Here is a 26,917-nt window from a genome sequence, read left to right as displayed (position 1 = left end):
TCCGGCTTTGCCCATGTCGCCGCAGAGGGGTTGTCCTTACATTCCGTCCCTGCCTAGGGTCGCCCTCGAAGTGCAAGCGCTTTCTGAAGCGGGCTGTCCGCCGGCCGTCCGAGGAGAACCGCATGTCCCCACGCCCCGTCCGCCGCCGCGTCGCCGTGATCGGCACCGGCGCCATCGTCAGCGGCAGTCACCTCCCCGCGCTGAGATCGCACGCCGACCGGGCGGAGCTGGTCGCCGCCGTCGACGTGGACCCGGCCCGGTTGGCGGCCTTCCGCGAACTCGCGGGCGAGCAGGTCGCCGGGTACACCTCGACCGGCGACATGCTGGACGCCGTACGTCCCGACCTCGTCCTCATCGGCACCCCGCCCTCCCTGCACCGGGAGCAGACGATCGCCGCGCTCAAGGCGGGCGCATGGGTGCTGTGCGAGAAGCCGCTGTGTCTGTCCCTCGCCGAGTACGACGACATCGCGGCGGCCGAGGAGGCGTCGGGCGCGTACGCGTCGGTGGTCTTCCAGCACCGGTACGGCTCCGGCGCCGTGCACGCCCGTGAGCTGATCGCGAGCGGTGAACTGGGCGCCCCGCTGGTCGCGCACTGCCAGACGACCTGGCACCGCGACGCCGCGTACTACGCCGTGCCGTGGCGCGGACGCTGGGCCACCGAGGGCGGCGGGCCGACGATGGGGCACGGCATCCACCAGTTCGACCTGCTGCTGCATCTGCTCGGCCCCTGGGCGGAGATACGCGCCATGGCCACGCGCATGGTCCACGACACCGAGAGCGAGGACGTCTCCACGGCCCTCGTACGGTTCGCGAACGGCGCCCTCGCCACCGTCGTCAACAGCGTCCTGTCCCCGCACGAGGTCAGCCGTATCCGCATCGACTGCGCCGACGCGACGGTCGAGCTCACCCATCTGTACGGCCACCGCAACGACGACTGGGTCTACACGCCGGCCCCGCACGTGCCTTCCGAGCGGGCCACCGCCTGGCGTACCCCGGCCGCGGACCTGCCCAGCTCGCACACGGCACAGCTCGGCGCCCTCCTCGACGCCCACGACAACGGTGTCCGGCCGCCCGGCAGCGGCCCGGACGCCCGGGCCACCCTCGACTTCGCCGCGGCCCTGTACAAGGCCGCGTTCACGGGGCACCCGGTGCACGCGGGCGAGATCGCGCCGGGCGACCCGTTCTATCCGGCCATGCACGGAGACCACCCCCACTGGGCCCCCAAGGAGCGCGCATGAGCATCCGCGTCACCCACGCGCACGGCGACCACATCGCGGTGACGGCAGCGAACGGCACCGAGATCCTCCGCTACGTCTACCGCCCCGACCCGGACGCCTTCGAGTCCCGCAAGCCCTACGCCCACCCCGTGCGCACCCTCGCCGGGCACACCGTGACCGGCTACCGGCCCAGCGACCACCGCTGGCACAAGGGCCTCCAGATGACGGCGAGCCATCTGGCCGGCCAGAACTTCTGGGGCGGCAACTGCTATGTGCACGGCCAGGGTTACCTGCCGCTGCCCGACCGGGTCGGCTCGATGCGGCACGACGGCTTCCCGGTGTTCGCCGTCGAGGACGACCGGCTGACCTTCGCCGAGGAGCTCACGTGGGTCGAGAACGGCGGCGATGAGTGGGCGCGCGAGGTGCGCGGGCTCGTCGTGCACTCGGTGGACGAGGAGGCCGGCGCCTGGGCCCTGGACTGGTCGATCCGGCTCACCAACACCCGTGCCGAGCCCCTGCGGTTCGGGTCCCCGACCACCGAGGGCCGGGAGCTGGCCGGTTACACCGGGCTCCAGTGGCGCGGCCCGCGCGACTTCACGGGCGGGACCGCCTTCGCGCCGGACTCCGACGCGGACGCCGACAAGCTGATGGGCAGTCAGGGTCCGTGGCTGGCCTTCACCACCGAGCACGACGACATCGACGGACACTCCACGCTGGTGTTCGCGCACGCTCCGGAGAACCTGGAGGCCCTGCACGAGTCGCACTGGTTCGTGCGCTCCGAACCGATCCCCACGGTCGCGTTCTCGTGGGCGTTCTTCGAGGAGTTCGAGCTGCCACCGGGCGAGTCCTTCGCCTACCGGTACCGCGTCGTGTTCGCCGACGGGGCCTGGGACCGGGAACGGGTGGCCGGCCACCTGAAGGGATTGCCGTGGTGAAGCCGCACCTGCCGCATCCGCTGCCGGGCGCCGTCGGCCTGTCCCACCTCAGCGCCTACGACTGGGAGGCCGCCGACGGCGTGTGCGGTGGCAGCCCGCATCTGCACCTGGTGTGCACCGAGGCGTACGTCGTCACCGGCGGACAGGGTGCCGTCCAGACACTCAGCCCCGACGGCTACCGGGACATCCCCCTGGAGCCGGGCTCCGTCGCCTGGTTCACACCCGGCACCGTGCACCGCATGGTGCAGGGCGGCGATCTGCGGATCACCGTGCTGATGCAGAACAGCGGGCTGCCCGAGGCCGGGGACGCCGTCTTCACCTTCCCGCCCGAGGTGCTCGCCGATCCGGAGAAGTACGCGGCCGCCGCCGTACTCCCGCCCGGCACGGGCCCGGAGACCGCCGACGCGGCCCGGCGCCGCAGGGACCTCGCCGTCGAGGGCTACCTGGTCCTGCGCGAGGCGCTCGTCGCCGGTGACAACGGCCCGTACCTGGAGTTCCAGCGCTCCGCGGCCCGCCTCGTGCGCGCCAAGGTGTCCGACTGGCGGGAGCTGTGGCGGGCCGGCGCGCGGGCGGCGGCCGAGCGGACGGGCGCCCAGCTCGACGCGCTGGCGGCGGGTGAACCGGCGTACCTCGGCGACGCGACCGCGTACGAGGCCGGGCCCACCAGGCTCGGCGGGTTCGGGATGTGCGGCCGCCGGGACGAGTACAACCTGCCGGGCACGACGCTGCCGTACGGCGGCGAATAGCACCGCTTGCTCAGGGGGGGCACAGGGGGGCTGTCAAGAAGAGCCCGAGGAGAGGAGAGGTGACCTCGGCATGCCCGGACACAGGACAAAGGGGTTCTGCGCTTCGGCCGCGGCACTGGCGCTCTGCGCGATGCTGGCGGGCTGCTCAGGATCCGGGGAGTCGGTCGGCGGCGGCAAGGTCGTGCTGCGCTACACGTGGTGGGGCAACCCCGACCGCGCGCAGCGCACCGAGCAGGCCCTCGCCCTGTTCGAGAAACAGCATCCCGACATCCAGGTGCAGACGTCGTTCTCGGCCTACGACGCCTACAAACAGAAGCTCGCCACCCAGGCCGCGGGCGGCGACGCCCCCGACGTGATGCAGCTCGACTACCGCCAGATCGACCAGTACGCCTCCGGTGGCGTCCTGCTCGACCTCGGCGAGCAGAAGGCCGTACTGCGCACCGGTGAGATCGACGCGGGCCTGCTCGCCACCGGCCGGCTGGACGGCACGCAGTACGCCGTCCCGCAGGGCCGAGGCACCGAGACCATCGCCTACGACGTCAAGGCATGGAAGGCGACCGGCGTACCGCTCCCGGACGAGAGCTGGACCTGGGGCGAATGGGCCGACACCATGCGGGCCCTGGCCGAGAAGACCGGCAAGCCGGGCGCCACCGACCCAGGGCAGAGCGAGGACTGCTTCGAGGTCTGGCTGCGCGGCCAGGGCAAGTCCCTCTACACCAAGGACGGCAAGCTCGGCTTCGGCGCCGACGACCTGACCCGCTGGTGGACCTTCACCGACGAGCTGCGGCGCGAGGGCGTCGTCTCGCCCGCCGAGCAGACCACCCAGCTCGACGGCTCCGTCGAGAACACCCCGCTCGGCCGCGGCGAAGCCCTGAGCGACGCCAACTGGGACGCGCCGGCCAGCGGTTACCTCGCCCTCATACCGAGCGGCGTCGCGCTCGCGCCGATGCCCGCCGGCGAGGACGGCACACCCGGCCAGTACTTCAAGCCGTCGATGTTCCTCGGCGTCGGCGCCGGCACCGGCCATCCGAAGGAGGCGGCCCGGCTCGTCGACTTCCTCATCAACGACGAGGAAGCGGCGAAGATCCTCGGCGCCACCCGCGGCATCCCCGTCAACGACTCCGTCCGCAAGGAGATCGAGCCGCAGCTCAAGGACTTCGACAAGACCATCTCCGCCTACCAGACCTCCCTGGAGGGCACCCTCGAGTCACCGCCGCAGGCCCCGCCCTCGGGCGACAACGCCCTCCAGACCACCTTCCAGCGCGACTACGACCAGGTGTCGTACGAGCGCATGTCGCCCCGCGAGGCGGCCGAGAACTACGTCACCGAGGCGAAGGCGGAGCTGCGGTCATGACCACCACCACGATCCCCGCGAAGGCGAAGCCCGTCGGCGCCGCCACCCCGAAACGCCGGACCGCGCGCGAACGGCAGGGCCCCGCCTGGGTGTTCCTGTCCCCGTGGGTGCTCGGCGCGGTCGCCCTGACCCTGCTGCCGATGGCCGTGTCGCTGTACCTGTCCTTCACCGACTACGACCTGTTCAACCCGCCGCGCTGGGTGGGCCTGCGCAACTATGTCCAGATGTTCACCGAGGACCCGCGCTACTGGCGCTCGGTGGTGACCACCCTGACGTATGTCGTCATCGCCGTGCCGCTGCAACTCGCGCTCGCCCTCGTCGTCGCGCTCGCCCTGAAGTCCATGAAACGCGGAAAGGCCTTCTACCGGTCGGCGTTCTACGCCCCCTCGCTGCTCGGGGCGTCGATGTCCATCGCCCTCGTGTGGCGCGCGATCTTCAACGACGGCGGCACCGTGGACAACCTGTTCGGCACCGGCGGCTGGGTGAACCGGCCCGGTTGGGCGCTGCTCGCCGTGGCGCTGCTGACGGTGTGGCAGTTCGGGGCGCCCATGGTCATCTTCCTCGCCGGACTCCAGCAGATCCCGGCAGAGCTGTACGAGGCGGCGGCCGTCGACGGGGCGGGGAAGTGGCGTCAGTTCCTGTCCGTCACCGTCCCCATGCTGTCCCCGGTCCTGTTCTTCAACCTCGTGCTCCAGACCATCCAGGCATTCCAGGTCTTCACACCCGCCTTCGCGATCGGCGCCGGCAAGGGCGGCCCCGCCGACTCGACCCTCGTCTACACGCTCTACCTCTACGACCGCGGCTTCGTCGCCTCCCACATGGGCTACGCCTCCGCCATGGCCTGGGTGCTGCTGATCGTGATCGGCGCCGTCACGGCGGTGCTGTTCCGCACCTCGCGCTCCTGGGTCTTCTACACCTCCGAGGGGGACCGATGACCGCGACCGCCGTCAACCGTAAGCCCGCCCGCCGGGGCCGGGTCGCCCTGCACCTCGGCTGCCTGGCCGCCCTGCTGGTGATGCTGTACCCGCTGGCCTGGCTGCTGGCCACCTCGCTCAAGCCGGCCGACGAGGTCATCGCGAGCCTCGACCTGCTGCCCGGACGACTTGAGTGGTCGAACTACTCCACGGCCCTGGACGGCGTCAACGACGTGTCCATCTGGCGGTTGCTGAGCAACTCCCTGCTGATCGCGGGCGGCGCGGTCCTCGGCAACGTGGTGAGCTGCTCGCTGGCCGCCTACGCCTTCGCGCGGCTGAGGTTCCGGTTCCGCGGGCCGCTGTTCGCGTTCATGATCGCCACGATCATGCTGCCGCACCACGCGGTGCTGATCCCGCAGTACATCATCTTCAACCAGCTCGGCCTCGTGAACACCTACTGGCCGCTGATCCTGCCGAAGTTCCTGGCGACGGAGGCCTTCTTCGTGTTCCTCATCGTGCAGTTCATGCGCGGTCTGCCGCGCGAGCTGGAGGAGGCCGCGCGCATCGACGGCTGCGGCCCCTTCCGCAGCTTCTTCCAGGTCGTGCTGCCACTCACCCGTCCCGCGCTGATCACCACGGCGATCTTCACCTTCATCTGGACGTGGAACGACTTCTTCACCCAGCTCATCTACCTCTTCGACCCGGACAAGTTCACGCTCACCCTCGCCCTGCGTTCGTTCGTCGACGCCTCCAGCACCTCGGCGTTCGGCCCGATGTTCGCGCTGTCCGTGATCGCGCTGCTTCCGATCGTCCTGTTCTTCCTCGCCTTCCAGCGCTTCCTGGTGGAGGGCATGGCCGGCTCCGGACTTAAGGGGTGAGCGGGGTGCCGGCACGTGAGGCGGGCGAGGTGTTCGGCCCGCGCATGACCCTGTTCGCCGACGTGCTGAGCGTCGGCCTCGCAACTGCCGTGGCCTGTCTGCCCCTGCTGACCGCCCCGGCCGCGCTGTCGACCGCCTGCGCGGTGCTGCGCGGCGTGGCGGAGGGCCGGCCCGCCACCGCCGGGCGGTACTTCGCGCTGCTACGGCGAAGGCTGCGCGCCGGCGACCTCGCGGCGGGCATCCTCGCGTCGGCGGGCGTCCTGCTGCTGGCCGCGGATCTGGCGCTGGCCCGAGCGGGACTGCCCGGCGGGGCGGCCTTCGCGGTGATCGCCGCCGGTATCGGGGCCTGCGCCATGGTGGCGGGCCTGCGTGCCTGCGCCCGCCCCGAGTCGCTCACCGACTGGCGGACCGCCCTGCGGGAGGCCGCCCGCGATGCCGTACGGGATGCGGGAGGCAGCGGCCTCGTGCTGCTCGCGGTGGCGACCGCCGCCCTGTGCGCCTGGATGCTGCTGCCGCTCGCGTTCCTGGTGCCGGGACCGCTCGCACTGGCGGTCACCGCCGTGGACGTACGCAGGGGAGGATGACGTCGAGTTCACCCCCTGATCTCCTTGCATGTCCATGAGTTAACGGGCCATTAGGCGGCATGCGGTGTGAAAGGGCCGTTCCGGTGTCAATCATCTTGTCATGAACCTGCGACCCGACGGGCGGGTCGCAGCCTCATGGAGGTGTGGAATGCACCGCAGACTCGCCACCGGTCTTGCCGCCTCAGCCCTCTCCCTCGTGACGGTCGTCGCCACCGCGGCGGCCGCCGACGCCGCCCCCGCCGACAAGCCCCAGGTCCTGTCCGGTTGGACCCAGACCAGCGCTTCCAGCTACAACGCCTGGGTCGCCGCCCGCAACAACCAGTCCGCCTGGTCCGCGTACGGCTTCGACTGGTCCACCGACTACTGCTCCTCCTCGCCCGACAACCCCTTCGGCTTCCCCTTCTCCACGTCCTGCGCCCGCCACGACTTCGGCTACCGCAACTACAAGGCGATCGGCGCCTTCGACGCCAACAAGTCGCGTCTGGACAGCGCCTTCTACGAGGACCTCAAGCGCGTGTGCGCGAACTACGGCGGAGCGACGAAGGCCGCCTGCAGCAGCACCGCCTGGACGTACTACCAGGCCGTGAAGGCCTTCGGCTGATCACGTCGTCGAAGGCGAGGGGGTGCCGCGGGTGCGGCACCCCCTCGCTCGGTGAGTCGTCAGTTCGCGGCCCGGAACGAGCGCAGCCGCAGGGAGTTGCCGACCACGAACACCGAGGAGAAGGCCATGGCCGCCCCGGCGATCATCGGGTTGAGCAGACCGGCCGCGGCGAGCGGCAGGGCGGCGACGTTGTAGGCGAAGGCCCAGAACAGGTTCGACCGGATGGTGCCGAGCGTCCTGCGGGAGAGCCGGATCGCGTCGGCGGCCACGCGCAGGTCGCCGCGCACCAGCGTGAGATCGCCGGCCTCGATCGCCGCGTCCGTCCCGGTGCCCATCGCCAGCCCCAGGTCCGCCTGGGCCAGCGCGGCAGCGTCGTTGACACCGTCGCCGACCATCGCGACCGAACGGCCCTCGCCCTGAAGGCGCTTGACGACATCGGCCTTGTCCTGCGGCAGTACCTCGGCGATGACGTTCTCGGGCGCGATGCCGACCTCGCGGGCGACGGACTGTGCGACGGCCCTGTTGTCGCCGGTCAGCAGGATCGGGGTGAGGCCGAGGGCGCGCAGCCGCCGGATCGCCTCCGGGCTGGTCTCCTTCACCGCGTCGGCGACCTCCAGCACGGCCCGCGCCTCGCCGTCCCAGGCCACCGCGATGGCGGTACGACCGGCCGCCTCGGCGTCGGACTCGGCCTGCCGCAGGTCGTCCGGCAGCTCCATGGCCCACTCTTCGAGCAGCCGCTCCCGCCCCACGAGCACCGCATGTCCGTCGACGATGCCCTGCACTCCGAGGCCGGGCACGTTGGCGAAGTCCTCGGGTGTGGGCAGCGAACCCAGCTTCTCCAGCGCCCCGTCGGCCACGGCACGGGCGATCGGGTGCTCGGAGGCGTGCTCCAACGCGCCCGCGAGACGCAGGACTTCGGTCTCGTCGGTGTCGTCGGCGGTGTGCACGGCGAGCAGGGTCATCCGCCCGGTGGTCACGGTGCCCGTCTTGTCCAGGACGATGGTGTCGACCTTGCGCGTGGACTCCAGCACCTCGGGGCCCTTGATCAGGATCCCGAGCTGCGCGCCCCGCCCCGTGCCCACCATCAGCGCGGTCGGCGTGGCCAGGCCCAGGGCGCACGGGCAGGCGATGATGAGGACGGCGACCCCGGCGGTGAACGCCGCGGCCGGCCCGGCGCCGTTGCCGAGCCAGAAGCCCAGGGTGGCCAGCGCGAGGGCGATCACGATCGGCACGAAGACGGCGGAGATCCGGTCGGCGAGCCGCTGCGCCGCGGCCTTGCCGTTCTGCGCGTCCTCCACCAGTCGCGCCATCCGCGCGAGCTGGGTGTCGGCGCCGACCCGGGTCGCCTCGACGACGAGCCGGCCGCCCGCGTTGATCGTCGCCCCGGTGACCGGGTCGCCCTGGGCGACCTCGACCGGCACGGACTCGCCGGTGAGCATGGAGGCGTCCACCGCCGAGGAGCCCTCGACGACCGTGCCGTCGGTGGCGATCTTCTCGCCGGGACGTACGAGGAAGCGGTCGCCGGCCTTCAACTCCGAGACGGGTACGGTCCGTTCGCGGCCGTCGGCACCGAGCACGGTGACGTCCTTGGCGCCCAGCTCCAGCAGTGCCTTCAGTGCAGCCCCCGCCTTGCGCTTGGAGCGGGCCTCGAAGTAGCGCCCGGCGAGGATGAACGCGACGACCCCGGCGGCCGCCTCCAGATAGATGTTCCCGGAGCCGTCACCGCGGGAGATGGTCAGCTCGAAGGGGTGCGTCATGCCCGGCTCGCCCGCCGTGCCGAGGAACAGCGCCCACAGGGACCACAGGAACGCGGCGGTCGTACCGACCGAGATCAGCGTGTCCATGGTGGCCGCGCCGTGCCGCAGATTGGTGAACGCCGCCTTGTGGAAGGGCCATCCGGCGTACACCACGACGGGCGCCGCCAGCGTGAGCGACAGCCACTGCCAGTACTCGAACTGGAGGGCCGGGACCATGGCCATCGCGACGACGGGCACGGCCAGCGTCACGGCCGTGATCAACCGCTGCCGCAGCGGCCGTAGTTCGTCGTCCCCGCCGGTGTCCTCGGGCGTGTCCTGGACGGGTGGTGCCGGCTCCCGCGCGGTGTATCCGGTCGCCTCGACGGTGGCGATCAGGTCCGGGACGGCGACGTCACCGCCGTAGCTGACCTTGGCCTTCTCGGTGGCGTAGTTGACCGTGGCGGTGACGCCGGCCATGCGGTTGAGCTTCTTCTCGATGCGCGCCGCGCACGAGGCGCAGGTCATGCCGCCGATGGCGAGTTCTACCTCGGTCGTGGGGTCGGACGCGGTGGTGGTCATCGCTGCTCCTCGTGCGGGGTACGGGCGGAGCCCGGGGCGGCCGGGCTCCGCGGTCGGGGTGCGGGTCAGGCCGCGCGGCCGGTCAGCTCGTAACCGGCGTCGTCGACCACCTCGCCTATAAGGGCGTCGTCGGGCTCCGTGGCGCTGGTGACGGTGACCTGGCCGGTCGCGAGATCGACGTCGACCCCGGTGACGCCGTCCAGTTCGCCGATGGCCTTGGTGAGCGTGGCCTTGCAGTGGGCGCAGCTCATACCGGAGACGGCGTAGGTGGTGGTGGACATGGGTTCCTCCTGGGATGCGCGGTCGCGGTCGACCTTGATACGGGGTGGGGGTATCCTTGCCGGTGTCCATGTATACCCCTAGGGGGTAGGCGCCGCAAGCTCGGATCCGGGTTGACTTCATACCCCCTGGGGGTATGGTGAGGTGCATCGAAGGACCGTATCGAAGGATCAGACCCGTAGGAGACCGCCATGCATGCCGGACTGAGGATCACCGCGTTCGCGGCCGCCCTGGCCGCGACCTTCGGCACCGCCTACGGCGTGGGCAAGGGTGTCGACCCCGTCGTGGAGGACCCCGCGCCCGCCCGTCACGAGAGCCACGGCGAGGCGTCGCCGGATCCGGCGGGCGGAGGCGGTCACGGGGGGCACGAGACGGCTCCGGCGGGCGGAGGCGATCACGGCGGGCGCGAGATGCCCCCGGCGGGCGGGCTCCAGATCTCCGAGGGCGGCTACACCCTCGACCTGCGCACCCCGACCGTCACCGCCGGAAAGCGCGCCGAGCTCAGCTTCGCCATCCGTGACGGCGCCGGCCGCGCGGTCACCGCCTACCAGCGCGAACACGACAAGGAACTGCACCTCATCGTGGCCTCACGCGACCTGGCCACCTACCGCCACCTGCACCCCACCCGCGCCGCCGACGGCACCTGGAGCATCCCCGTCGAACTGCCCCGCGCGGGCGGCTACCGCGTCTTCGCCGACTTCACCCCGGCGAAGAAGGGCGCCGAGAACCTCACCCTCGGCGCGGACCTGGCCGCGTCCGGCTCCTTCGAGCCGCAGCGGATGCCCGCACCGAACACCACCGCGAAGATCCACGGTTACGAGGTCCGCCTGGACGGCGGCCTGCGCCCGGGCAAGGCGAGCGAGCTCAAGCTGAACGTCTCCCGAGGCGGCCGCCCGGTGACGAATCTGCAGCCCTACCTCGGCGCCTACGGCCACCTGGTGGCCCTGCGCTCCGGCGACCTCGCCTACCTCCACGTCCACCCCAACGGCGAACCCGGCGACGGCAGCACGAAGCCCGGCCCGCAGGTCTCGTTCACCGCCACGGCCCCGAGCGGCGGCACCTACCGCCTGTTCCTCGACTTCAAGCACGAGGGTCAGGTCCACACCGCTCAGTTCACGGTCCGAGCCGGCGCGGGAGTGGCCACCGCCACGGACGCGCCCGCGCACGACGAGGGGGCCGGGGAGCACGGCCACTGAGGGCTCAGATGCGCCCCGCCCTCCGCTGCCGGCGCAGCAGCAGTCCCAGGTAGACCCCGCCGACGACCGCCGTGACCACGCCGACCGGTAGCTGGGCCGTCTCGTGGATGCGCTGCGAGGCGAAGTCCGCGACCACCACGAGCAGGGCGCCGGTGCAGGTGGCGGCGAGGAGATTGGGGCCGGGGGAGCGGGTGAGCCGGCGGGCCAGTTGCGGGGCGATGAGCGCGACGAACGGGATCGGGCCGGCGGCCGCCGTGGCCACCGCACAGGCCGCCGTGGCCAGCACCAAAATCACCAGCCGGGTGCGCTGGACCGGCACGCCGAGCCCGCCCGCCACGTCGTCGCCCATCTCCAGGATCCGCAGCCGGCTCGCGGCGAACGCCACCAGCGGCAGCACGACCAGCAGGCCGAGGGCCGCCGGGCGGACGTCCGCCCAACTGCGGCCGTTGAGGCTTCCGTTGAGCCACACCATCGCCTGCGCGGCCTGCGTGAAGCGGGCCTTGGCCAGGAGATAGGCGTTCACGCCCTGGAGCAGCGCGCTCACACCGATGCCGACCAGCACCAGCCGGTAGCCGTGGATGCCCTGCCGCCACGCCAGCAGATACACGAGGACGGCGGTCACGAGGCCGCCGCCCACCGCCCCCACGGCGATCTGCCCGCCGCTCCCGCCGATCAGCAGCACGACCAGCAGACCCCCGGTCGCCGAGCCGTAGGTGAAGCCCACGATGTCCGGGCTGCCCAGCGGATTGCGGGTCAGGCTCTGGAAGAGGGCACCGCTCAGCCCGAGCGCCGCGCCGACCAGGATGCCGATCAGCAGCCGGGGCAGCCGGAGGTCGTTGATCACGAAGTCGGTGCGCGGGCTGCCGTTGCCCAGCAGCGTGCGGACCACGTCCGCCGGGGAGATGGTGTACTCGCCGGTGCCGAGTGCGAGGACGCCGACCGCGGCGGTGCCCGCGAGCACCAGCACGCAGACCGTCACCGCGCGCACGTCCACGCGTAGCGAGAGACGATGCGAGCGGCTCCGTACGACATGGGTACGGGCGCGCGGCGGGGTCTGCGTCGTCATGCCGTCACCGTCCTGCGGTAACGGACCAGGGCGATGAACACCGGTGCGCCGACCACGGCCGTGACCACGCCCGCGTCCAGTTCGTCGGGGCGTACGGCGACCCGGCCGAGGACGTCCGCGAACAGCAGCAGTGCCGGCGCCAGCAGCATCGACAGCGGCAGCGTCCAGCGCTGGTCGGCTCCGGCGATCAGGCGGGCGATGTGCGGCACGGCGAGCCCGACGAAGACCAGCGGCCCGACAGCCGATGTCGCGGCCCCGCACAGCAGCGTCACCGCCACCAGCCCGACGAAGCGTGTGCGGTCCACATGCGCGCCCAGCGCCCGTGCGCCGTCGTCGCCCAGCGCGAGCGCGTTCAGCGGCCGGACCAGCGCCAGCGCGAGCAGCAGGCCCACCACGACGAACGGTGTGATCGCCGTCAGCGTCGCGCTGTCGGCCCGCGCGAGCGACCCCACGCTCCAGAACCGCAGTTGGTCCAGGGCCTGGGCGTCGAGCAGCATCAGAGTCTGGCCGATGCCGGTGAACACCGCCGCGATCACTGCGCCGCCGAGCGCGAGCCGCTCCGGAGTGGCGCCGCCGCGACCGCCGGAGGCCAGCGAGTACACCAGCAGCCCCGCCACTACTGCGCCCGCCATCGCGAACCACACCGACGCCCACAGGCTGGTGACGCCGAGCGCGGTGATGGACAGCACGACTCCGGTGGCGGCGCCCGCGTTGATGCCGAGCAGCCCCGGATCGGCCAGCGGGTTGCGGGTGAGCGCCTGGATCAGCGCACCCGCGACGCCGAGCGCCGCACCGGCCGCGATGCCCGCGAGCGTGCGCGGCACACGGACGTCCCAGATCACCGAGGCCGCGGTCGAGCCGTCGTCGTGGAGCAGTGCGTCGAACACCACCGACGGCGACAGCGCGCGCGAACCGACGGCCAGGCTGAGCACGGCAGCGACGACGAGCAGGAGCAGGGCCCCGAACACGGCCACAGTGCGCGTCGAGTTGCGACGCCTGCGCGGTCGCGTGTCCGTCCGTACAACAGGGGCCGTCTCGGCCTCAGTCGCCACCGATGCCCTCCGCGCGACGGCGTTCGGCGATCAGCCGGCCGAGCGTCTTCTTGTCGATCTTGCCCACCGAGGTCCGGGGAAAGGCCTCGATGACCTCCACCCGGTCGGGGAGCTTATAGGCGGCGACCCCGCGTTCGGTGAGAAATGCCGCCAACTCCCGCTGTCCCGGGGCCTGTCCGCGTGGCACGAGGTAGGCGCAGGTGCGTTCGCCCATCGTCTCGTCGGGCATGCCGACCACGGCCGCGTCGTGCACGCCCGGATGCGCGAGGATGTGGTTCTCCAGCTCCTCGGCGGAGATCTTGTCGCCGCCCCGGTTGATCTGGTCCTTGGCCCGGCCCTCCACGACCAGATGCCCGGAGGGCAGGACCCGCACCAGGTCGCCGGTGCGGTAGTAGCCGTCGGCCGTGAAGGCACGGGCGTTGTGCTCGGCGGCGCGGTAGTAGCCGCGCAGGGTGTACGGGCCGCGGGTGAGCAACTCACCGCGCTCGCCCGGGGCCACGTCACGGTCGTCCTCGTCGACCACGCGGACCTCGTCGGCGGGGGACAGCGGGCGTCCCTGGGTGCCGGTCACGAGCTCGGGCGGATCGTCGAGGCGGGTGTAGTTGAGCAGGCCCTCGGCCATGCCGAACACCTGCTGGAGCGTGCAGCCGAGGGCCGGTTCGACCCGGGCGGCCGGCTCGGCGCCCAGCTTGGAGCCGCCGACCTGGAGCAGGGCGAGGGAGGAGAGGTCGGCCTCCTCCCACTCCACCGCGTCCAGCCACAGCAGCGCGATGGGCGGCACCACGGCGGTGGCCGTGACTCCCTCCCGCTCGATCAGCCCGAACGCGTCCTCGGGGCTCGGCGTGGGGGAGAGCACGACGGTGCCGCCCGCCATCAGCGTGCCCAGCAGCCCGGGGCAGGCCAGCGCGAAGTTGTGCGCGGTCGGCAGCACCACCAGATAGACGGTGTCGCGGTCGAAGCCGCAGACCTCGGCGCTCGCGCGGACGTTGTAGGTGTAGTCGTCGTGGGTGCGCGGGATCAGCTTCGGCTTGCCGGTCGTGCCGCCGGACAGCAGCAGCACGGCCACGTCGGCCGGGTCGGGCTCGGGCAGCGCGGCCGGTTCGGCGTCGACGTCTGTGAGCGCGGTGAACTCCTCCGCGTCGCCCGCCACCAGGACGTGCTCGACGCCGGGCACGGCCTTGCGCAGGGCGCGGGCGAGGTTGCGGAGGTCGAAGCCGTCGTGCAGGTCGGGGATCGCGTACGCCGTCGCGCCGGACACCTCGGCGACATGCACGATCTCGCTCTCGCGGTGCGCCGGCAGGGTGAGCACCGGTATCGCACCCGCCCTCAGCAGGGCGAAGAACAGCACCACGAACGCGTCGGTGTTGGGGAGCTGGACGACCACCCGGTCACCGTCGCCGATGCCAGTCCGCCGCAGCCCCGCCGCCATCCGGTCGGCACGCAGATCGAGTTCGGCGTACGTCCACCGGTTGCCCTCGGCGTCCACGAGCGCGGTCCGCCCGGGTGTGCGCTCGGCGCTCTCCCTCAGCAGCCGGTCGAGCGGCCGCCCCTGCCAGTAGCCCTCCGTGCGGTACTTCTCGGCCAACGGGTCCGGCCAGGTCACCCAACCGTCGAGCATGCTCAACTCCCGCCTGCTGTTTAGGAAAGGCTTGCCTAATGAATCTGCGCGGTCAAGCCTGGGAGCGTGATCTGGACGGCATCGCGCCGCGGAGGCTAGGGTCTGTTCTGAATTAGGTTAGGTTAACCTAAGTCCAGGGAGGTAGGTCCTTGCTGCGTTATCGGAGCGCGGAGACGGAACTGCCGGGAGACCCCGTCCAGTTGGCGGCGAGGCTGGCGGAGTCGGGCTTGTTCGACCAGTACGTGATCTACGAACAAAGCGGCGACATCTGGTTCGCCGGAGGAGCGCTCGGCGAGATCCTGATCGGCCGCTCCGAGATCCGCCGCCGCTGCCTCGACGGGGAGACCGTCGCCCCGCTCGGGCCGCATCCCCTGCGCCAGGTCCACGACGAACTCGACCGGATGGCCGTCGAGGGCTGGAACGCCTACGGCTGGATGGCGTTCGAGTTCTCCCATCTCCACGCCGGCCGCCCCGACCGGGCGGGCGACGACGACCTGCTGCATCTGCTGGTCCCGCACAGCGAGGTGAGGATCGGTCAGAGGGGCGTTCTCATCCGCAGCGCCGACGACGAGACGCTGGACACGCTGACCCGCTTAGTGGGCCGCGTCGAGGCGCGACCCACCGTCGTACCCCGCCCCATCGACGTCACGGACGCCGAGGGCCGCTACCCGGACATGGTGGCCCAGGCGATCGAGGACATACGGACCTCCGACCTTCAGAAGGTCATCCTCTCCCGGTCCGTCGACGTGCCCTACCCGGTCGACTTCGTCGCCACCTACGTCCACGGCCGCTCGCACAACACCCCCGCCCGTTCCTTCCTGTTGAACCTCGGCGGGCGCCGGGTCGCCGGATTCAGCCCCGAGACGGTCGCCGAGGTCAGCGCGGACGGCGAGGTCGTCACCCAGCCGCTGGCCGGCACCCGCGCACGCGGCTTCGGCGAGCGCGAGGACGAGCGGCTGCGTGCCGAACTCCTCGCCGATCCCAAGGAGATCTCCGAACACGTGCTGTCCGTCAAACTCGCCGAGGAGGAGATGGCCACCGTCTGCCGGCCGGGCACCGTCTCGGTGCGCGACCTGCTGAGCGTCCGCAGACGGGGCAGCGTGCAGCACCTCGGCTCCAGCGTGCACGGCCTGCTGGCCGACTCGGCCACCGCCTGGGACGCCCTGCGCGCGGTGTTCCCCGCGGTGACCGCGTCCGGCATCCCCAAGGCCCCGGCCTACGACTGCATCGCCCGTCTTGAGAAGGAGCCGCGCGGCATCTACAGCGGGGCGGTGATCCGGGCCGGCAGCGACGGCTCCCTCGACGCGGCACTCGTGCTGCGCAGCATCTTCGAGGAGGACGGCCGCACCTGGCTGCGGGCCGGCGCCGGCATCCTCGCCGGATCGACCCCGGCCCGGGAACTGGAGGAGACCTGCGAGAAGCTGCGCAGCGTCGCCCCCTATGTCGTCCCGGCACAGGGTCAGGGGTGCGCGTGAAGCTGGGTGAAGTAGTCGTGGACGTGGCGCCGTTGCGCTCCAGCAGAGACTTCAGGCTGGTGTTCGCCACCCAGGCGATCTCCATGGTGGGCACCCACCTCACCTCGGTGGCGGCCAGCCTCCAGATCTACACACTGACCGGATCGTCGGTCCAGGTCGGTCTGATGAGCCTGGTGCTGGGCCTGTCACTGCTGGTCGGCCTGGTCGCCGGCGGGCTGCTCGCCGACCGGGTCGACCGGCGCCGGGTCATGCTCGTCACCCGGGCGGTGACCGCGGTGGTGATCGCCGGGCTCGCGGTGAACGCGGCGGTGCCCGATCCGCAGGTGTGGTTCGTCTTCGTGGCGGCCGTACTGGCCGGCTTCACCGCCGGACTGGGCGGCCCGGCCCTGATGGCCGCCACCCCCACCCTGGTGGCACCAGGCCAACTCGCCGCCGCCGGCGCGCTGACCACGCTCACCGCCCAACTGGGCGGCATGGTCGGCCCGTCGCTGGCCGGTGTGATCGCGGCCGGACCCGGCCTCGCCTGGTGCTTCGCGATCGACGCGGCCATATACGTGGTGGGACTCGCCCTGCTCGCCCCGCTGCCGAAGCTCGCCCCCGAGGGGCCGGCCGAGGCGCAGCATCCGCTGAAGGCGATGGGGGAGGGGCTGCGCTTCCTGCGCGGCAACCAGGTGGTCGCCGGGCTGCTGCTGATCGACGTCTGCGCGGTGGTCTTCGCGATGCCGTACGCGCTCTTCCCCGAGCTCGGCACCGAGCACTTCGGCGGCGGCCCGTCCACCGTCGGACTGCTCTACACCGCCCCCGCGGTCGGCTCCTTCTTCGGCGCGCTGACCAGTGGCTGGACCGGCCGGGTGCACCACACCGGGCGGGCGCTGATCGGCGCGGTCGCGGTGTGGGGCGTGGCGATCACCTGCTTCGGTCTCAGTCCGAACCTCTGGTTCGCGCTGTTCTTCCTCGGTCTCGCCGGACTCGGCGACACCGCCTCGGAGATCCTGCGCCGGGCCCTGCTCCAGCACTACACGCCGGACCGGCTCCAGGGCCGCGTCGGCAGCCTGTGGCTCGCCCAGGCCACCGCCGGGCCCTCCGTCGGCAACGTCGAGGCGGGCCTCGTGGCCAGGGCGCTCGGCTCGACGAGCGGTGCCGTGGTGCTCGGCGGCGTGATCTGTCTGGCGGGCGTGGGCGCGCTGGCCCTGGCCATGCCGGGGCTGCGCAGGGCCACCCTCAGCCGGCCTCCGGACGCCGACGGGGACGACCGGGCGGCGCCCGCCGCCAAGACCTCCCCGGCGGCCGACTGACCCAGCCTCAGGACGACAGGGCGGAGAACCATGCCGAGCGCGCGGATCAACGGGATCCGGCTCCACTACGAGGACACGGGCGACGGCGATCCGGTCGTCCTGGTGATGGGCCAGGGCGCCGGAGGCCGTGCCTGGCACCTCCACCAGGTCCCGGCGCTGGTCGAGGCCGGGTACCGGGTCGTCACCTTCGACAACCGGGGCATCCCGCCCACCGACGAGTGCCCGCAGGGGTTCTCCGTCGGCGACCTGGTGGCCGACACGGCGGGCCTGGCCGAGCACCTCGGTCTCGCGCCGTGCCGTTTCGTCGGCGTGTCCATGGGGGCGTACGTCGTCCAGGAGTTGATGCTGGCGCGTCCCCGACTGGTGCGGCAGGGCGTGCTGATGGCCACCCGGGGCCGTACGGACGCCCTGCGCGCGGCGATGGCACGGGCCGAACGTGCCCTGTACGACAGCGGATCGGAGCCGCCGGTCGCCTACGGCGCCTGGATCCGCGCCCTGCAGAACCTGTCCCCGGCCACCCTGGACGACGAGCGCCAGGTCCAGGACTGGCTGGAGCTCTTCGAGTTCTCACCGCAGCGGCAAGGGCCGGGCGTACGGGCCCAGTTGGACCTTGAGGTTCCTGAGGGCCGGCTCGCGGCCTACCGGGCGATCGACGTGCCCTGTCTGGTCGTCGGCTTCGCGGACGACGTCGTCCTGCCGCCGCACCTGGGTCGCGAGGTCGCCGACGCCATCCCTGGCGCCGTCTACCAGGAGATCAAGGGCTGCGGCCACTACGGCTATCTGGAGCGGCCTGACGAAGTGAACCGGCTGCTCCTTGAGTTCTTCCACGACCGTGCTTCCACACCCGGCCATGCTGAATTAGGTTAGCCTCACCTAAGTAGTCTTCTCAGGGGGTCATGGTGCACCGCACCTTGCTGAACGGCAAGATCCACCGAGCCACCGTCACCCAGGCGGATCTGCACTACGTGGGATCCCTGACGATCGATCAGGACCTCCTGGAGGCCGCCGACATCGTCGAGGGTGAAGCGGTCCAGGTCGTCGACATCGACAACGGCGCCCGACTCACCACCTACGCCATCACCGGCGAACGCGGCAGCGGCGTCATCGGGATCAACGGCGCCGCCGCCCATCTCGTCCACCCCGGTCACCTGGTGATCATCATGTCCTTCGCCGCGCTCGACGAGTCCGAGCGCGCCACCCATCGGCCGCGGGTCGTCCACGTCGACAAGGCCAACCGGATCGTCGCGCTCGGCGCCGACCCCGCCGAACCGGTGCCCGGCGCGGACGACCAGTTCTCCGGCACCTTCACCGACCGTGCGCCGCGCCCGTCCGGCGAGCAGGAGAGGAACTGAGCCATGGCCAACCCCTTCGACGACGACAACGGCGTCTTCCGCGTCCTGGTCAACGACGAGGGCCAGTACTCCCTGTGGCCGGACTTCGCGCCCGTACCCGACGGCTGGACTTCCGTGCACGGCCCCGCCGGCCGGGCCGCCTGCCTCGACCACATCGAGCGGCACTGGACGGACATGCGCCCGCGCAGCCTGGCCGAAGCCATGCGCAGGGCCGAGGGCTGATGGCCGGCCGCCCGGTCGTGGAGGACGTCCTTCCCCTGTCACCCATGCAGGAGGGGATGGTCTTCCACGCCCTGTACGACGAACGCGGCCACGACGTCTACACCGGCCAGATGACCCTGCGCCTCGAAGGCCCGGTGGACGAGCTGTACATGAGCGCGGCGGTCGCGAAACTGCTCGCCCGCCACGCCAACCTGCGGGCCGCGTTCCGCACGCAGCGCTCAGGCCGCCCGGTCCAGGTGATCAGAAGCACGGTGACGACCCCCTGGCAGGTCACGGATCTGTCCTCCCTGCCGCCGGAGGAACGCGAGCCGGCCTTCGAACGGCTGCTGGCCGAGGACCGCGCCGAGCGGTTCGACCTGGCCCGGCCACCGCTGGTGCGGTTCCGGCTCGTCACCTTCGACGCCCTGAACCACCGCCTGATGATCTCCTCCCACCACCTCCTCTGGGACGGCTGGTCCGCCCCCGTCCTGGTCCGGGAGCTGTTCCATCTCTACGCGGCGGGCGCCGACACTCTGCCCCGCGTCCGGCCGTACCGCGACTACCTGGCCTGGCTCGCCCGGCAGGACCGCGCCGCCGCCGAGCGCGCATGGCGGGCCGCTCTGACGGGACTTGACGAGCCGTCACTCGTCGTACCGGACGCGCGGGACCTCCCCGCCGAGGAACCCGAGAGGCGGGTCTGGGAACTCTCCGAGCGCGACACCGAGGCGCTCACCGGCACCGCCCGCGCCCACGGAGTGACGGTCAGCACCGTGCTCCAGGCCCTGTGGGCCGTGCTGCTCGGCCGGCTGACCGGCCGCACGGACGTCGTCCTCGGCGCCACCGTCTCCGGCCGCGACGCCGACGTGCCCGGAATCGAGTCCATGGTCGGCCTCTTCATCAACACCCTGCCGGTACGCGTACGGTTGCGCCCCGCCGAACCGCTCGCCGACCTGCTCACCCGGCTCCAGTTGGAGCAGTCCGCGCTCCTCGACCACCGCCACCTCGGCCTCGCCGACATCCAGCGCGCCACCGGGCACACGGTCCTCTTCGACACACTGCTGGTGTTCGAGAGCTACCCCATCGACGACGAGGGCATAGCCCGAGCACTCGGCACCGACGGCCTCCGTATGACCGGGGTTTCGGTCCACGACGCCACCCACTACCCGCTTACCCTCACCGCCCTGCCCGGCGACCGGCTGACCTTGACCCTCAGCCACCGTCCCTCCGCGCTGGACGACGCGGCGGTGACCGGCGTCGCCGATCAACTCAACGTCCTGATCCGGGAGTTCACAGAAAGCCCGGCGACCCCCGTCGCCAGGCTCGGCCTCCCCCCGTCCGATCAGCCGCCCGCGCGGGACGAGCACCCGCTCCCGCACCCCACGGTCCGCGCCCTCTTCGAGGACCAGGCGACCCGCACCCCCGACGCACCCGCCGTCCTGCACGGCGACACGACGCTGACCTTCGCCGAACTCGACGCCCGTGCCGGGCGGTTGGCGGCCGCCCTGGCCGATCGGGGCGCCGGACCCGAGACCGTGGTCGCGGTCGCCCTGCCGCGCGGCCCCGACCTGGTCGTCGCACTCCTCGCGGTGCTGAAGGCCGGCGCCGCCTGTATGCCGATCGACCCCGGGTATCCGCCCGAGCGCGTCACACTGATGCTCGACGAGGCCCGGCCCCGCCTCGTGATCTGCGACGCACCGACCGTCCAACAGCTCGGCATCGAACCGGAGTCGGTCTGCGCGCCGGACGCGGAGGCCGCCCTACGACAGCAACCGCCCCTGTCACCCGACCACCCGGCGTACATCATCTTCACCTCGGGCTCCACCGGCCGCCCCAAGGGTGTGATCGGCACCCAGCGGGCCCTCGCCAACCGACTGCACTGGGGCCGGGACCTCGGGAACCCGGACGGGACACCCGGCGTCCGCGTCTCGAAGAGCCCGCTCAGCTTCATCGACGGACTCACCGAGCTGCTCGGCGCGCTCGTCGCCGGCGAGGCCGTGGCACTGGCCGACGACGAGGCGACCGGCGATCCGACGGCCCTCGCCGCCCTGGCCGACCGCCACCGGGCCACCCTCATCACCGCGGTACCCAGCCTGTACTCGACCCTCGTCGAATCCGCCCCGCCGGGCGCCTTCTCCACCGTGCGCACCTGGGTCTCCAGCGGTGAGACCCTCCCCGCCGAACTGGCCGACGCCATCGTCCGGCGCTGGCCGCGGGCCCAACTGGTCAACCTCTACGGCTGCTCCGAGGCGGCCGGCGACAGCCTGATCCACGTCCACGACGGCGGCGAGGGCGCGGTGCCGCTCGGACGGCCGATCGCGGGCACGCGCGTCCACGTCCTCGACCCGTTCCTGCGACCGTCCCCCACCGGCGCGGTCGGCGAGCTGTACCTGTCCGGGGCCGGACTGGCCCGCGGCTACCTCCGCCAACCCGGCCGCACCGCCGAACGCTTCGTCGCCGACCCCTTCGGCCCCCCGGGCAGCCGCCTCTACCGCACCGGCGACCTGGCCAGGCTCCGGGCCGACGGCACGGTGGAGTTCCTCGGCCGGGCCGACGACCAGGTGAAGATCAGGGGCTTCCGGATCGAACCCGGCGAGATCGAGGCGGCCATCAGCGCGCTGCCGGGCGTCGCCGGCGCCGCGGTCGTTGCCAGGGAGGACAGCTCGGCACCACGGCGCCTGGTCGCCTACGCCGTGCCGGAGCCCGGGGCCGTCCTCGAACCCCTTGCCGTGCGGCGGGCCCTCGCCGAGCGGCTGCCCGCACACCTCGTACCTTCGGCCGTGATCGTGCTGGCGGAGCTGCCGCGCACCCCCAGCGGCAAACTCGACCGACGCGCCCTGCCCGCCCCCGACTTCACGAAGACGTCCGCCTTCGAACCGCCGCGCACCGAACCGGAGAAGGTGCTGTGCGCACTGTTCGCAGAGGTGCTCGGGCTGGAACGGGTCGGGGTCCACGACGACTTCTTCGAGCGCGGCGGCGACAGCATCGTCTCGGTCCGCCTGTCCGACCGCGCCCGCAGAGCCGGACTCGCGCTGTCCCCACGGGACGTCTTCACCCACCGCACCCCGGCCGGCCTCGCCCAGGCACTGCCCGACGAAACCGGAGCCGTGCCCGAGGAGTTCACGCCCACCGGCGCCCCACTGGTGTCCCTCAGCCAGTCGCAGCTCGACAACGTCAAGGCGAGGTGGAGGACCCGATGAGCCAGGCACCCGGGGACGACGGTTCCCTGGTCGAGGACGTACTGCCGCTCTCCCCGCTCCAGCAGGGCCTGCTGTTCCACGCCCTGTTCGACGAGGGCGCCCAGGACGTCTACACCATGCAGTCCCTGGTGGAGATCGAGGGCCCCCTGCGCCCCGCCCTCCTGCGCACGGCCGCCGAGGAACTCTTCGTCCGGCACGCCAACCTGCGCAGCGCCTTCCTGCACGAGGACCTGGACGAGCCCGTGCAGGTCGTGCTCAAGCAGGTGCCGGTGAACTGGGCGGAGGGGGATGGGGATGCCGCCGGCCTGATCGCCGCGGACGCCGCCGCCCGCTTCGACCTCACCGACCCGCCGCTGCTGCGCCTGACGCTCCTGCGCCGGGCCGCCGACCGCTGGCTGCTGATCCTCACCAACCACCACCTCCTGCTGGACGGTTGGTCCATCCCGCTCCTCGTCCGCGAACTCCTCCAGCTCTACGCCGCCCAGCTCGCCCCCGGCACCACGGCCCCGCTGCCCGCCGTACGCCCCTACCGGGACTTCCTCGCCTGGCTCGCCTCCCGCGACCGGGAAGCGTCCGCCGACACCTGGCGCGCGGCACTGGCCGGAGCGACACCGACGGTACTGGCGCCCTCGTCCGCCGGACTCCTCCCGGTCCTGCCCGAGCTGCACACGCTGCGACTCACCGAGGAACTCACCGGCCGGGTGCAGGAGTTCGCGAGGAGTCGCGGAGTCACCGTCAACACGGTCGTCCAGGGCCTGTGGGCCCTGCTGCTGGCGCGGCTGACCGGTCGGGACGACGTGGTCTTCGGGGCGACGGTGGCGGGACGGCCCGCGGAGCTCGCCGGCGCGGAGTCGATGATCGGCCTGTTCATCAACACGGTGCCGGTCCGGGTGACCGTCCCGCCCGGCGAGCGCGCGGGTGCCTACCTGCGCCGGCTTCAGGACGGACAGTCCCGGCTGATGGACCATCAGTACCTGGGCCTGACGGAGATCCAGCGCCTGGCCGGCGCGGGCGATCTCTTCGACACCCTGCTGGTCTTCGAGAACTACCCGATCGACGAGGCGGCGGTCGCGGAGGCGGAGGCATCAGCAGGGCTGAGGATCCTGGAGGTCAAGGGTTCGGGCGCCACCCACTACCCACTGACCCTCGCCGTGCTCGCCGAACGACGGCTCGGTGTCGTCTTCGAGTTCCGCCCCGACTGCTACGACCGCACGGGAGTGGAGGAGCTGTCCGGCCGCTTCGAGCGGCTGCTCCACGCGTTCCTGGCCACCCCGGAAGCCCCCCTGGCGGCACTGGACGTCCTGGCGCCCGGGGAGCGGACCGCGCTGCTGGCGGGCGGGGCGGGGGACCGGCTGCCGGTGCCGTACCGCACGATGCCCGAGGTGTTCGAGGCACAGGCGGCCCGCACGCCGGACGCGGTGGCGGTGGTGGGTGACGGTCGACGTCTGACATTCGAGCAGCTCAACGCAACGGCAAACCAACTGGCCCGGCATCTTGTGGAGTTGGGTGCGGGGCCGGAGCAGATCGTGGCGTTCGCCCTGCCTCCGACCCCGGACACGATGACCGCACTCCTGGCGATCCAGAAGGCCGGCGCGGCCTATCTGCCACTGGACCCGACATGGCCCGAGGAGCGCCTCGCGGCCATGCTGAAAGACGCGAATCCCGTGGCTGTCGTCACCACGACGACTGCGGCGCCCTGTCTTGAGGGGCGCGGGGAACTGCGCGATCAGCCACAGACAACCGGCACTCGCTCCCCGGTACCGCCACCCCACCGCTTCGTACTCCTCGACGCCCCCGAAACCCGCCGGCGCCTCGCCCACACCGACCCTTCCAACCTCGCAGTCCCCCTCCTTCCCGAACACCCCGCCTACGTCATCCACACCTCCGGCTCCACCGGCCGCCCGAAAGCCGTCGTCATCCCCCAACGAGCCATCGTCAACCTCTTCACCGCCCACAACGCGGCCCTGCACGAACCGGCGTCGAAAGCCGCCGGGGGCCGCCCGCTGAGGATCGGCCACGCCTGGCCCATCGCCTTCGACGCCTCCTGGCAGCCCATGCTGTGGATGTTCGCGGGACACGAACTGCACATGGTTCCCGAGGACGTCCGCCGCGATCCCGCGGCCCTGCGGGACTTCCTGGCCCGCCACGGCATCGAGTTCATCGAGCTGTCCCCCTCCCTGCTCGGCGAGCTGGTCGCCCAAGGCGGCGACTGGCAGGCCGAGTTGAAGGTGCTCGGCGTGGGTGGCGAGGCCGTACCGCCCGACCTGTGGCGAACCCTGCGCGACACCGACGGACTCGCCGCGCACAATCTCTACGGCCCCACCGAATGCACCGTCGACTCCGCCGACTGCGACCTCGCCCTCAGCGAGCGGCCCTCCATCGGCCGCCCTGTGGCGGGCGGCACCCTCTACATCCTCGACGGGCACCTCAACCCCGTCCCCGTGGGAGTCGACGGCGAGCTGTACGTCGCCGGTGCCGGCCTGGCACGCGGATACCTCGGCCAACCCTCCGCCACCGCGGCCCGCTTCGTCGCCGACCCCTTCTGTGACCACCCCGGCGCCCGCATGTACCGCACGGGCGACATCGCCCGCTGGACCGAGGACGGCCTGGTCGAGTGCCTGGGCCGGGTCGACGACCAGGTCAAGATCAGGGGCTACCGGATCGAACCCGGCGAGATCGAGGCGGTGCTGCTGGGGCACGAGCTCGTCGAACGGGCGGCGGTCGTCGTCCGCGAGGACACACCCGGCGTACGGCGTCTCGTCGCCTACGTCGTCCTCACCGCGCCCCCGGCCGAGGACACGGCGGAAGTGCTGCGCCGGGCCGTGGCCGCCGTACTGCCCGACTACATGGTGCCGTCGGCGTTCGTACCGGTGGACGGCTTCCCGCTCACCCTCAACGGCAAGCTCGACACCGCCGCCCTCCCGGCCCCGTCCCGCTCCGCCGGACCGGCCGCGCAGCCGCCCCGCAACCCGGTCGAGGAGCGGCTCGCGAAGCTCTTCGCGCAGGTGCTCGGGCTGGACACGGTAGGCGTGCACGACAGCTTCTTCGCACTGGGCGGCGACAGCATCGTGTCGATGCGGCTGGTCGGGCAGGCGCGGGCCGCCGGGCTGGCGATCTCACCGCGCGACGTGTTCGAGCGGCCCACCGTCGCGGAACTCGCCGAACGCGCCGACGCCGCGCACCGCGAGGGCGACGCCGAACGCACCGACGCCGCGCACCGCGCGGGCGACGCCGAACGCCGCGTGACGGACCCCGACGCGGGGACCGGTGACATCCCGCTCACCCCGATCCTGACCTGGCTCACCGAGCGGGACGGCCCCTTCCGCGCCCTCAGCCAGGCCCGCTTCCTGCGGACCCCGCCCGGCACGGACCTCGACGGACTGCGCCGCACCGTCCAGGCTGTCCTGGACCGGCACGATCTGCTGCGCTCCGCCTTCTGGCGGGCCGAGGACGGGTCCTGGCGCTTCGAGGCCGCGCCCGTGGGCTCGGCCCGCGCCGCCGACTGCGTGCGGCGCGTCGACGCCGGGCAACTGGAGCACACGGCGATCGGCACGCTGGTGCCGGAGGCGATGGACGACCTGGTCGCCGAGCTCGACCCGGCCGCCGGCGCGATGGCGCGGTTCCTGTGGTTCGACACCGGCCCCGGTCGCGAGGGGCGGCTCCTGGTCGTGCTCCACCACCTGGTGACCGACGCGGCGTCCTGGGGCGTACTGGTCGTCGATCTGGCCGCCGCATGGGAGGGCGGAGAGCTGTCGCCGGTGGGCACGTCCTTCCGGGAGTGGGCGCAGGCGCTTCGCGAGCTGGCGCCGGAACGGGCGGACGAACTCCCGTTCTGGCAGCAGGTGTTGGAGCGCCCCGAGCAGCCCCTGGGAACCGGCCCGCTGGACCCCGTCCAGGACACCAGGGCCACCATCCGCAGGCACTGGACCACGCTGGGCCCGGACATCACCGCACCCCTGACGGCCACCTCCGTCCAGGAGGTGCTGCTGACCGCGCTGGCACTCGCCGTACCGGACTGGCGTGCAGCCGCACCGGATCTCTACCGGTCACCGGGGCCTTCCCTCTCCCGCGACCCCAGCGTGCTGATCGCCCTGGAGGGGCACGGCCGCGAGGAGCACCTGCTGCCCGGCGCCGACCTGTCCGGCACCCTCGGCTGGTTCACCACGGTCTTCCCGGTCAGGCTCGACCCCGGGACCACCGACCACGTGTCCCGTATCCGCGACCAGTTGGCCGCCCTTCCCGACAAGGGCATCGGCTACGGCCTGCTACGCCACCTCACCCCGGACACGGCCGCGCAACTCGCCCAACTCCCCGAGCCCCAGATCCAGTTCAACTATCTGGGCCGGATGACGGTGAGCGAGCGCCGCGAGAACGCCGTGTTCACCAGCGCACCCGAGACCGGTGCCATGGGCAGCGGCGCCGACCCCGGCATGCCCGTCCCCTACGCCCTCGTCGTCGACGCGGTGATCACCGGGACGCAACTCTCGGTGTGCTGGCAGTGGCCGGAACGGCTCTTCACCGAGCCGGAGATCCAACGGCTGGCCGGGCTCTGGACCAAGTCCCTGGAACGGCTTCTGAAAGGCGAAGACCAGTGACGGAGACCCCCACCGCCGACCTCGCCGCACGCAAGCGCGAACTGCTG

At 72.1% G+C, this 26,917-nt stretch carries 21 protein-coding genes; 16 read left to right on the top strand and 5 right to left on the bottom strand.

The features are described 5' to 3' along the window. Nucleotides 1–122: 122 nt before the first annotated feature. The 8 genes from ACZ69Q_RS12460 (at nt 123) to ACZ69Q_RS12425 (ending at nt 7,229) form a co-directional block, all read left to right on the top strand. Nucleotides 123–1,238, top strand: coding sequence for a Gfo/Idh/MocA family protein (locus ACZ69Q_RS12460; RefSeq protein WP_471040686.1), 1,116 nt, complete (start codon nt 123–125; stop codon nt 1,236–1,238). Next, nucleotides 1,235–2,152, top strand: coding sequence for a DUF6807 domain-containing protein (locus ACZ69Q_RS12455; protein WP_471040683.1), 918 nt, complete (start codon nt 1,235–1,237; stop codon nt 2,150–2,152). Before ACZ69Q_RS12460 ends, ACZ69Q_RS12455 begins: the two co-directional genes overlap by 4 nt. Next, nucleotides 2,146–2,898: a cupin domain-containing protein gene (locus tag ACZ69Q_RS12450; RefSeq protein WP_471040680.1), complete on the top strand. Its 753-nt coding sequence runs from the start codon at nt 2,146–2,148 to the stop codon at nt 2,896–2,898. The genes ACZ69Q_RS12455 and ACZ69Q_RS12450 overlap by 7 nt, the downstream gene beginning before the upstream one ends. A 70-nt stretch (nt 2,899–2,968) precedes the next feature. Next, complete coding sequence (locus ACZ69Q_RS12445; protein WP_471040678.1) at nt 2,969–4,252, top strand: ABC transporter substrate-binding protein; 1,284 nt, start codon at nt 2,969–2,971, stop codon at nt 4,250–4,252. Then, nucleotides 4,249–5,187 carry a carbohydrate ABC transporter permease gene (locus ACZ69Q_RS12440; RefSeq protein ID WP_471040675.1) on the top strand — a complete coding sequence of 313 codons (939 nt, stop codon included), beginning with the start codon at nt 4,249–4,251 and terminating at the stop codon, nt 5,185–5,187. Before ACZ69Q_RS12445 ends, ACZ69Q_RS12440 begins: the two co-directional genes overlap by 4 nt. Beyond that, complete coding sequence (locus ACZ69Q_RS12435) at nt 5,184–6,044, top strand: carbohydrate ABC transporter permease (RefSeq protein WP_471040673.1); 861 nt, start codon at nt 5,184–5,186, stop codon at nt 6,042–6,044. The genes ACZ69Q_RS12440 and ACZ69Q_RS12435 overlap by 4 nt, the downstream gene beginning before the upstream one ends. A 44-nt stretch (nt 6,045–6,088) precedes the next feature. Continuing rightward, the gene (locus ACZ69Q_RS12430) at nt 6,089–6,628 is read left to right on the top strand and encodes a hypothetical protein (protein WP_471041530.1); all 540 of its coding nucleotides are present in this window, start codon (nt 6,089–6,091) and stop codon (nt 6,626–6,628) included. 148 nt (nt 6,629–6,776) lie between these two features. After that, on the top strand, nt 6,777–7,229 hold the full coding sequence (locus ACZ69Q_RS12425) for a phospholipase (RefSeq protein ID WP_471040670.1): 453 nt from the start codon (nt 6,777–6,779) through the stop codon (nt 7,227–7,229). A gap of 59 nt (nt 7,230–7,288) precedes the next feature. Here the strand turns inward: ACZ69Q_RS12425 and ACZ69Q_RS12420 are convergent, their stop codons facing one another. Both ACZ69Q_RS12420 and ACZ69Q_RS12415 read right to left on the bottom strand, forming a co-directional pair. Then, a complete protein-coding gene (locus ACZ69Q_RS12420) occupies nt 7,289–9,544 on the bottom strand; it encodes a heavy metal translocating P-type ATPase (protein WP_471040667.1) in 2,256 nt (751 codons plus the stop codon). A gap of 65 nt (nt 9,545–9,609) precedes the next feature. Further along, nucleotides 9,610–9,825, bottom strand: a complete 216-nt coding sequence (locus ACZ69Q_RS12415) for a heavy-metal-associated domain-containing protein (RefSeq protein WP_471040665.1) — start codon at nt 9,823–9,825, stop codon at nt 9,610–9,612. Between the two features lie 189 nt (nt 9,826–10,014). On the opposite strand from ACZ69Q_RS12415, the gene ACZ69Q_RS12410 reads away from it, so the two are divergent. Further along, a complete protein-coding gene (locus ACZ69Q_RS12410; RefSeq protein WP_471040663.1) occupies nt 10,015–11,019 on the top strand; it encodes a hypothetical protein in 1,005 nt (334 codons plus the stop codon). A gap of 4 nt (nt 11,020–11,023) precedes the next feature. Here ACZ69Q_RS12410 and ACZ69Q_RS12405 read toward each other — a convergent pair whose 3' ends face one another. Genes ACZ69Q_RS12405 through ACZ69Q_RS12395 form a run of 3 tightly spaced genes read right to left on the bottom strand, consistent with a single transcriptional unit; the run spans nt 11,024 to nt 14,755 of the window. Continuing rightward, complete coding sequence (locus ACZ69Q_RS12405; RefSeq protein WP_471040661.1) at nt 11,024–12,085, bottom strand: FecCD family ABC transporter permease; 1,062 nt, start codon at nt 12,083–12,085, stop codon at nt 11,024–11,026. After that, nucleotides 12,082–13,137, bottom strand: coding sequence for a FecCD family ABC transporter permease (locus ACZ69Q_RS12400; protein ID WP_471040658.1), 1,056 nt, complete (start codon nt 13,135–13,137; stop codon nt 12,082–12,084). The genes ACZ69Q_RS12405 and ACZ69Q_RS12400 overlap by 4 nt, the downstream gene beginning before the upstream one ends. Next, the gene (locus ACZ69Q_RS12395; RefSeq protein WP_471040655.1) at nt 13,127–14,755 is read right to left on the bottom strand and encodes a (2,3-dihydroxybenzoyl)adenylate synthase; all 1,629 of its coding nucleotides are present in this window, start codon (nt 14,753–14,755) and stop codon (nt 13,127–13,129) included. The genes ACZ69Q_RS12400 and ACZ69Q_RS12395 overlap by 11 nt, the downstream gene beginning before the upstream one ends. Nucleotides 14,756–14,904: 149 nt before the next feature. On the opposite strand from ACZ69Q_RS12395, the gene ACZ69Q_RS12390 reads away from it, so the two are divergent. From ACZ69Q_RS12390 to ACZ69Q_RS12360, 7 genes are read left to right on the top strand one after another with little or no spacing between them, the layout of a single operon-like run. Further along, nucleotides 14,905–16,230 carry a salicylate synthase gene (locus ACZ69Q_RS12390; RefSeq protein WP_471040652.1) on the top strand — a complete coding sequence of 442 codons (1,326 nt, stop codon included), beginning with the start codon at nt 14,905–14,907 and terminating at the stop codon, nt 16,228–16,230. Beyond that, a complete protein-coding gene (gene entS / locus ACZ69Q_RS12385) occupies nt 16,227–17,525 on the top strand; it encodes an enterobactin transporter EntS (protein ID WP_471040650.1) in 1,299 nt (432 codons plus the stop codon). Before ACZ69Q_RS12390 ends, entS begins: the two co-directional genes overlap by 4 nt. 30 nt (nt 17,526–17,555) lie before the next feature. Next, nucleotides 17,556–18,392, top strand: a complete 837-nt coding sequence (locus ACZ69Q_RS12380) for an alpha/beta fold hydrolase (protein WP_471040648.1) — start codon at nt 17,556–17,558, stop codon at nt 18,390–18,392. Nucleotides 18,393–18,421: 29 nt separating this feature from the next. Then, nucleotides 18,422–18,877, top strand: coding sequence for an aspartate 1-decarboxylase (gene panD, locus ACZ69Q_RS12375; RefSeq protein ID WP_471040646.1), 456 nt, complete (start codon nt 18,422–18,424; stop codon nt 18,875–18,877). A gap of 3 nt (nt 18,878–18,880) precedes the next feature. Then, nucleotides 18,881–19,099, top strand: a complete 219-nt coding sequence (locus tag ACZ69Q_RS12370) for an MbtH family protein (protein WP_471040645.1) — start codon at nt 18,881–18,883, stop codon at nt 19,097–19,099. Continuing rightward, nucleotides 19,099–22,275, top strand: a complete 3,177-nt coding sequence (locus ACZ69Q_RS12365) for an amino acid adenylation domain-containing protein (RefSeq protein WP_471040644.1) — start codon at nt 19,099–19,101, stop codon at nt 22,273–22,275. The genes ACZ69Q_RS12370 and ACZ69Q_RS12365 overlap by 1 nt, the downstream gene beginning before the upstream one ends. Next, a complete protein-coding gene (locus ACZ69Q_RS12360; RefSeq protein ID WP_471040641.1) occupies nt 22,272–26,870 on the top strand; it encodes an amino acid adenylation domain-containing protein in 4,599 nt (1,532 codons plus the stop codon). The genes ACZ69Q_RS12365 and ACZ69Q_RS12360 overlap by 4 nt, the downstream gene beginning before the upstream one ends. The last annotated feature ends 47 nt before the right edge of the window (nt 26,871–26,917 follow it).

Source organism: Streptomyces sp. NPDC036764 (assembly GCF_055609385.1).
Note: the sequence above shows the minus strand (reverse complement) of the source record. Positions and strands in the feature narration are given on the sequence as shown.

Bases quoted from the DNA above. Each gene is read 5' to 3' on its own strand.
- ACZ69Q_RS12460 (WP_471040686.1), top strand. From the start codon at position 123: ATGTCCCCACGCCCCGTCCGCCGCCGCGTCGCCGTGATCGGCACCGGC.
- ACZ69Q_RS12455 (WP_471040683.1), top strand. From the start codon at position 1,235: ATGAGCATCCGCGTCACCCACGCGCACGGCGACCACATCGCGGTGACG.
- ACZ69Q_RS12445 (WP_471040678.1), top strand. From the start codon at position 2,969: ATGCCCGGACACAGGACAAAGGGGTTCTGCGCTTCGGCCGCGGCACTG.
- ACZ69Q_RS12440 (WP_471040675.1), top strand. From the start codon at position 4,249: ATGACCACCACCACGATCCCCGCGAAGGCGAAGCCCGTCGGCGCCGCC.
- ACZ69Q_RS12435 (WP_471040673.1), top strand. From the start codon at position 5,184: ATGACCGCGACCGCCGTCAACCGTAAGCCCGCCCGCCGGGGCCGGGTC.
- ACZ69Q_RS12430 (WP_471041530.1), top strand. From the start codon at position 6,089: ATGACCCTGTTCGCCGACGTGCTGAGCGTCGGCCTCGCAACTGCCGTG.
- ACZ69Q_RS12425 (WP_471040670.1), top strand. From the start codon at position 6,777: ATGCACCGCAGACTCGCCACCGGTCTTGCCGCCTCAGCCCTCTCCCTC.
- ACZ69Q_RS12420 (WP_471040667.1), bottom strand. From the start codon at position 9,544: ATGACCACCACCGCGTCCGACCCCACGACCGAGGTAGAACTCGCCATC.
- ACZ69Q_RS12415 (WP_471040665.1), bottom strand. From the start codon at position 9,825: ATGTCCACCACCACCTACGCCGTCTCCGGTATGAGCTGCGCCCACTGC.
- ACZ69Q_RS12410 (WP_471040663.1), top strand. From the start codon at position 10,015: ATGCATGCCGGACTGAGGATCACCGCGTTCGCGGCCGCCCTGGCCGCG.
- ACZ69Q_RS12405 (WP_471040661.1), bottom strand. From the start codon at position 12,085: ATGACGACGCAGACCCCGCCGCGCGCCCGTACCCATGTCGTACGGAGC.
- ACZ69Q_RS12395 (WP_471040655.1), bottom strand. From the start codon at position 14,755: ATGCTCGACGGTTGGGTGACCTGGCCGGACCCGTTGGCCGAGAAGTAC.
- ACZ69Q_RS12380 (WP_471040648.1), top strand. From the start codon at position 17,556: ATGCCGAGCGCGCGGATCAACGGGATCCGGCTCCACTACGAGGACACG.
- panD (WP_471040646.1), top strand. From the start codon at position 18,422: ATGGTGCACCGCACCTTGCTGAACGGCAAGATCCACCGAGCCACCGTC.
- ACZ69Q_RS12370 (WP_471040645.1), top strand. From the start codon at position 18,881: ATGGCCAACCCCTTCGACGACGACAACGGCGTCTTCCGCGTCCTGGTC.
- ACZ69Q_RS12365 (WP_471040644.1), top strand. From the start codon at position 19,099: ATGGCCGGCCGCCCGGTCGTGGAGGACGTCCTTCCCCTGTCACCCATG.
- ACZ69Q_RS12360 (WP_471040641.1), top strand. From the start codon at position 22,272: ATGAGCCAGGCACCCGGGGACGACGGTTCCCTGGTCGAGGACGTACTG.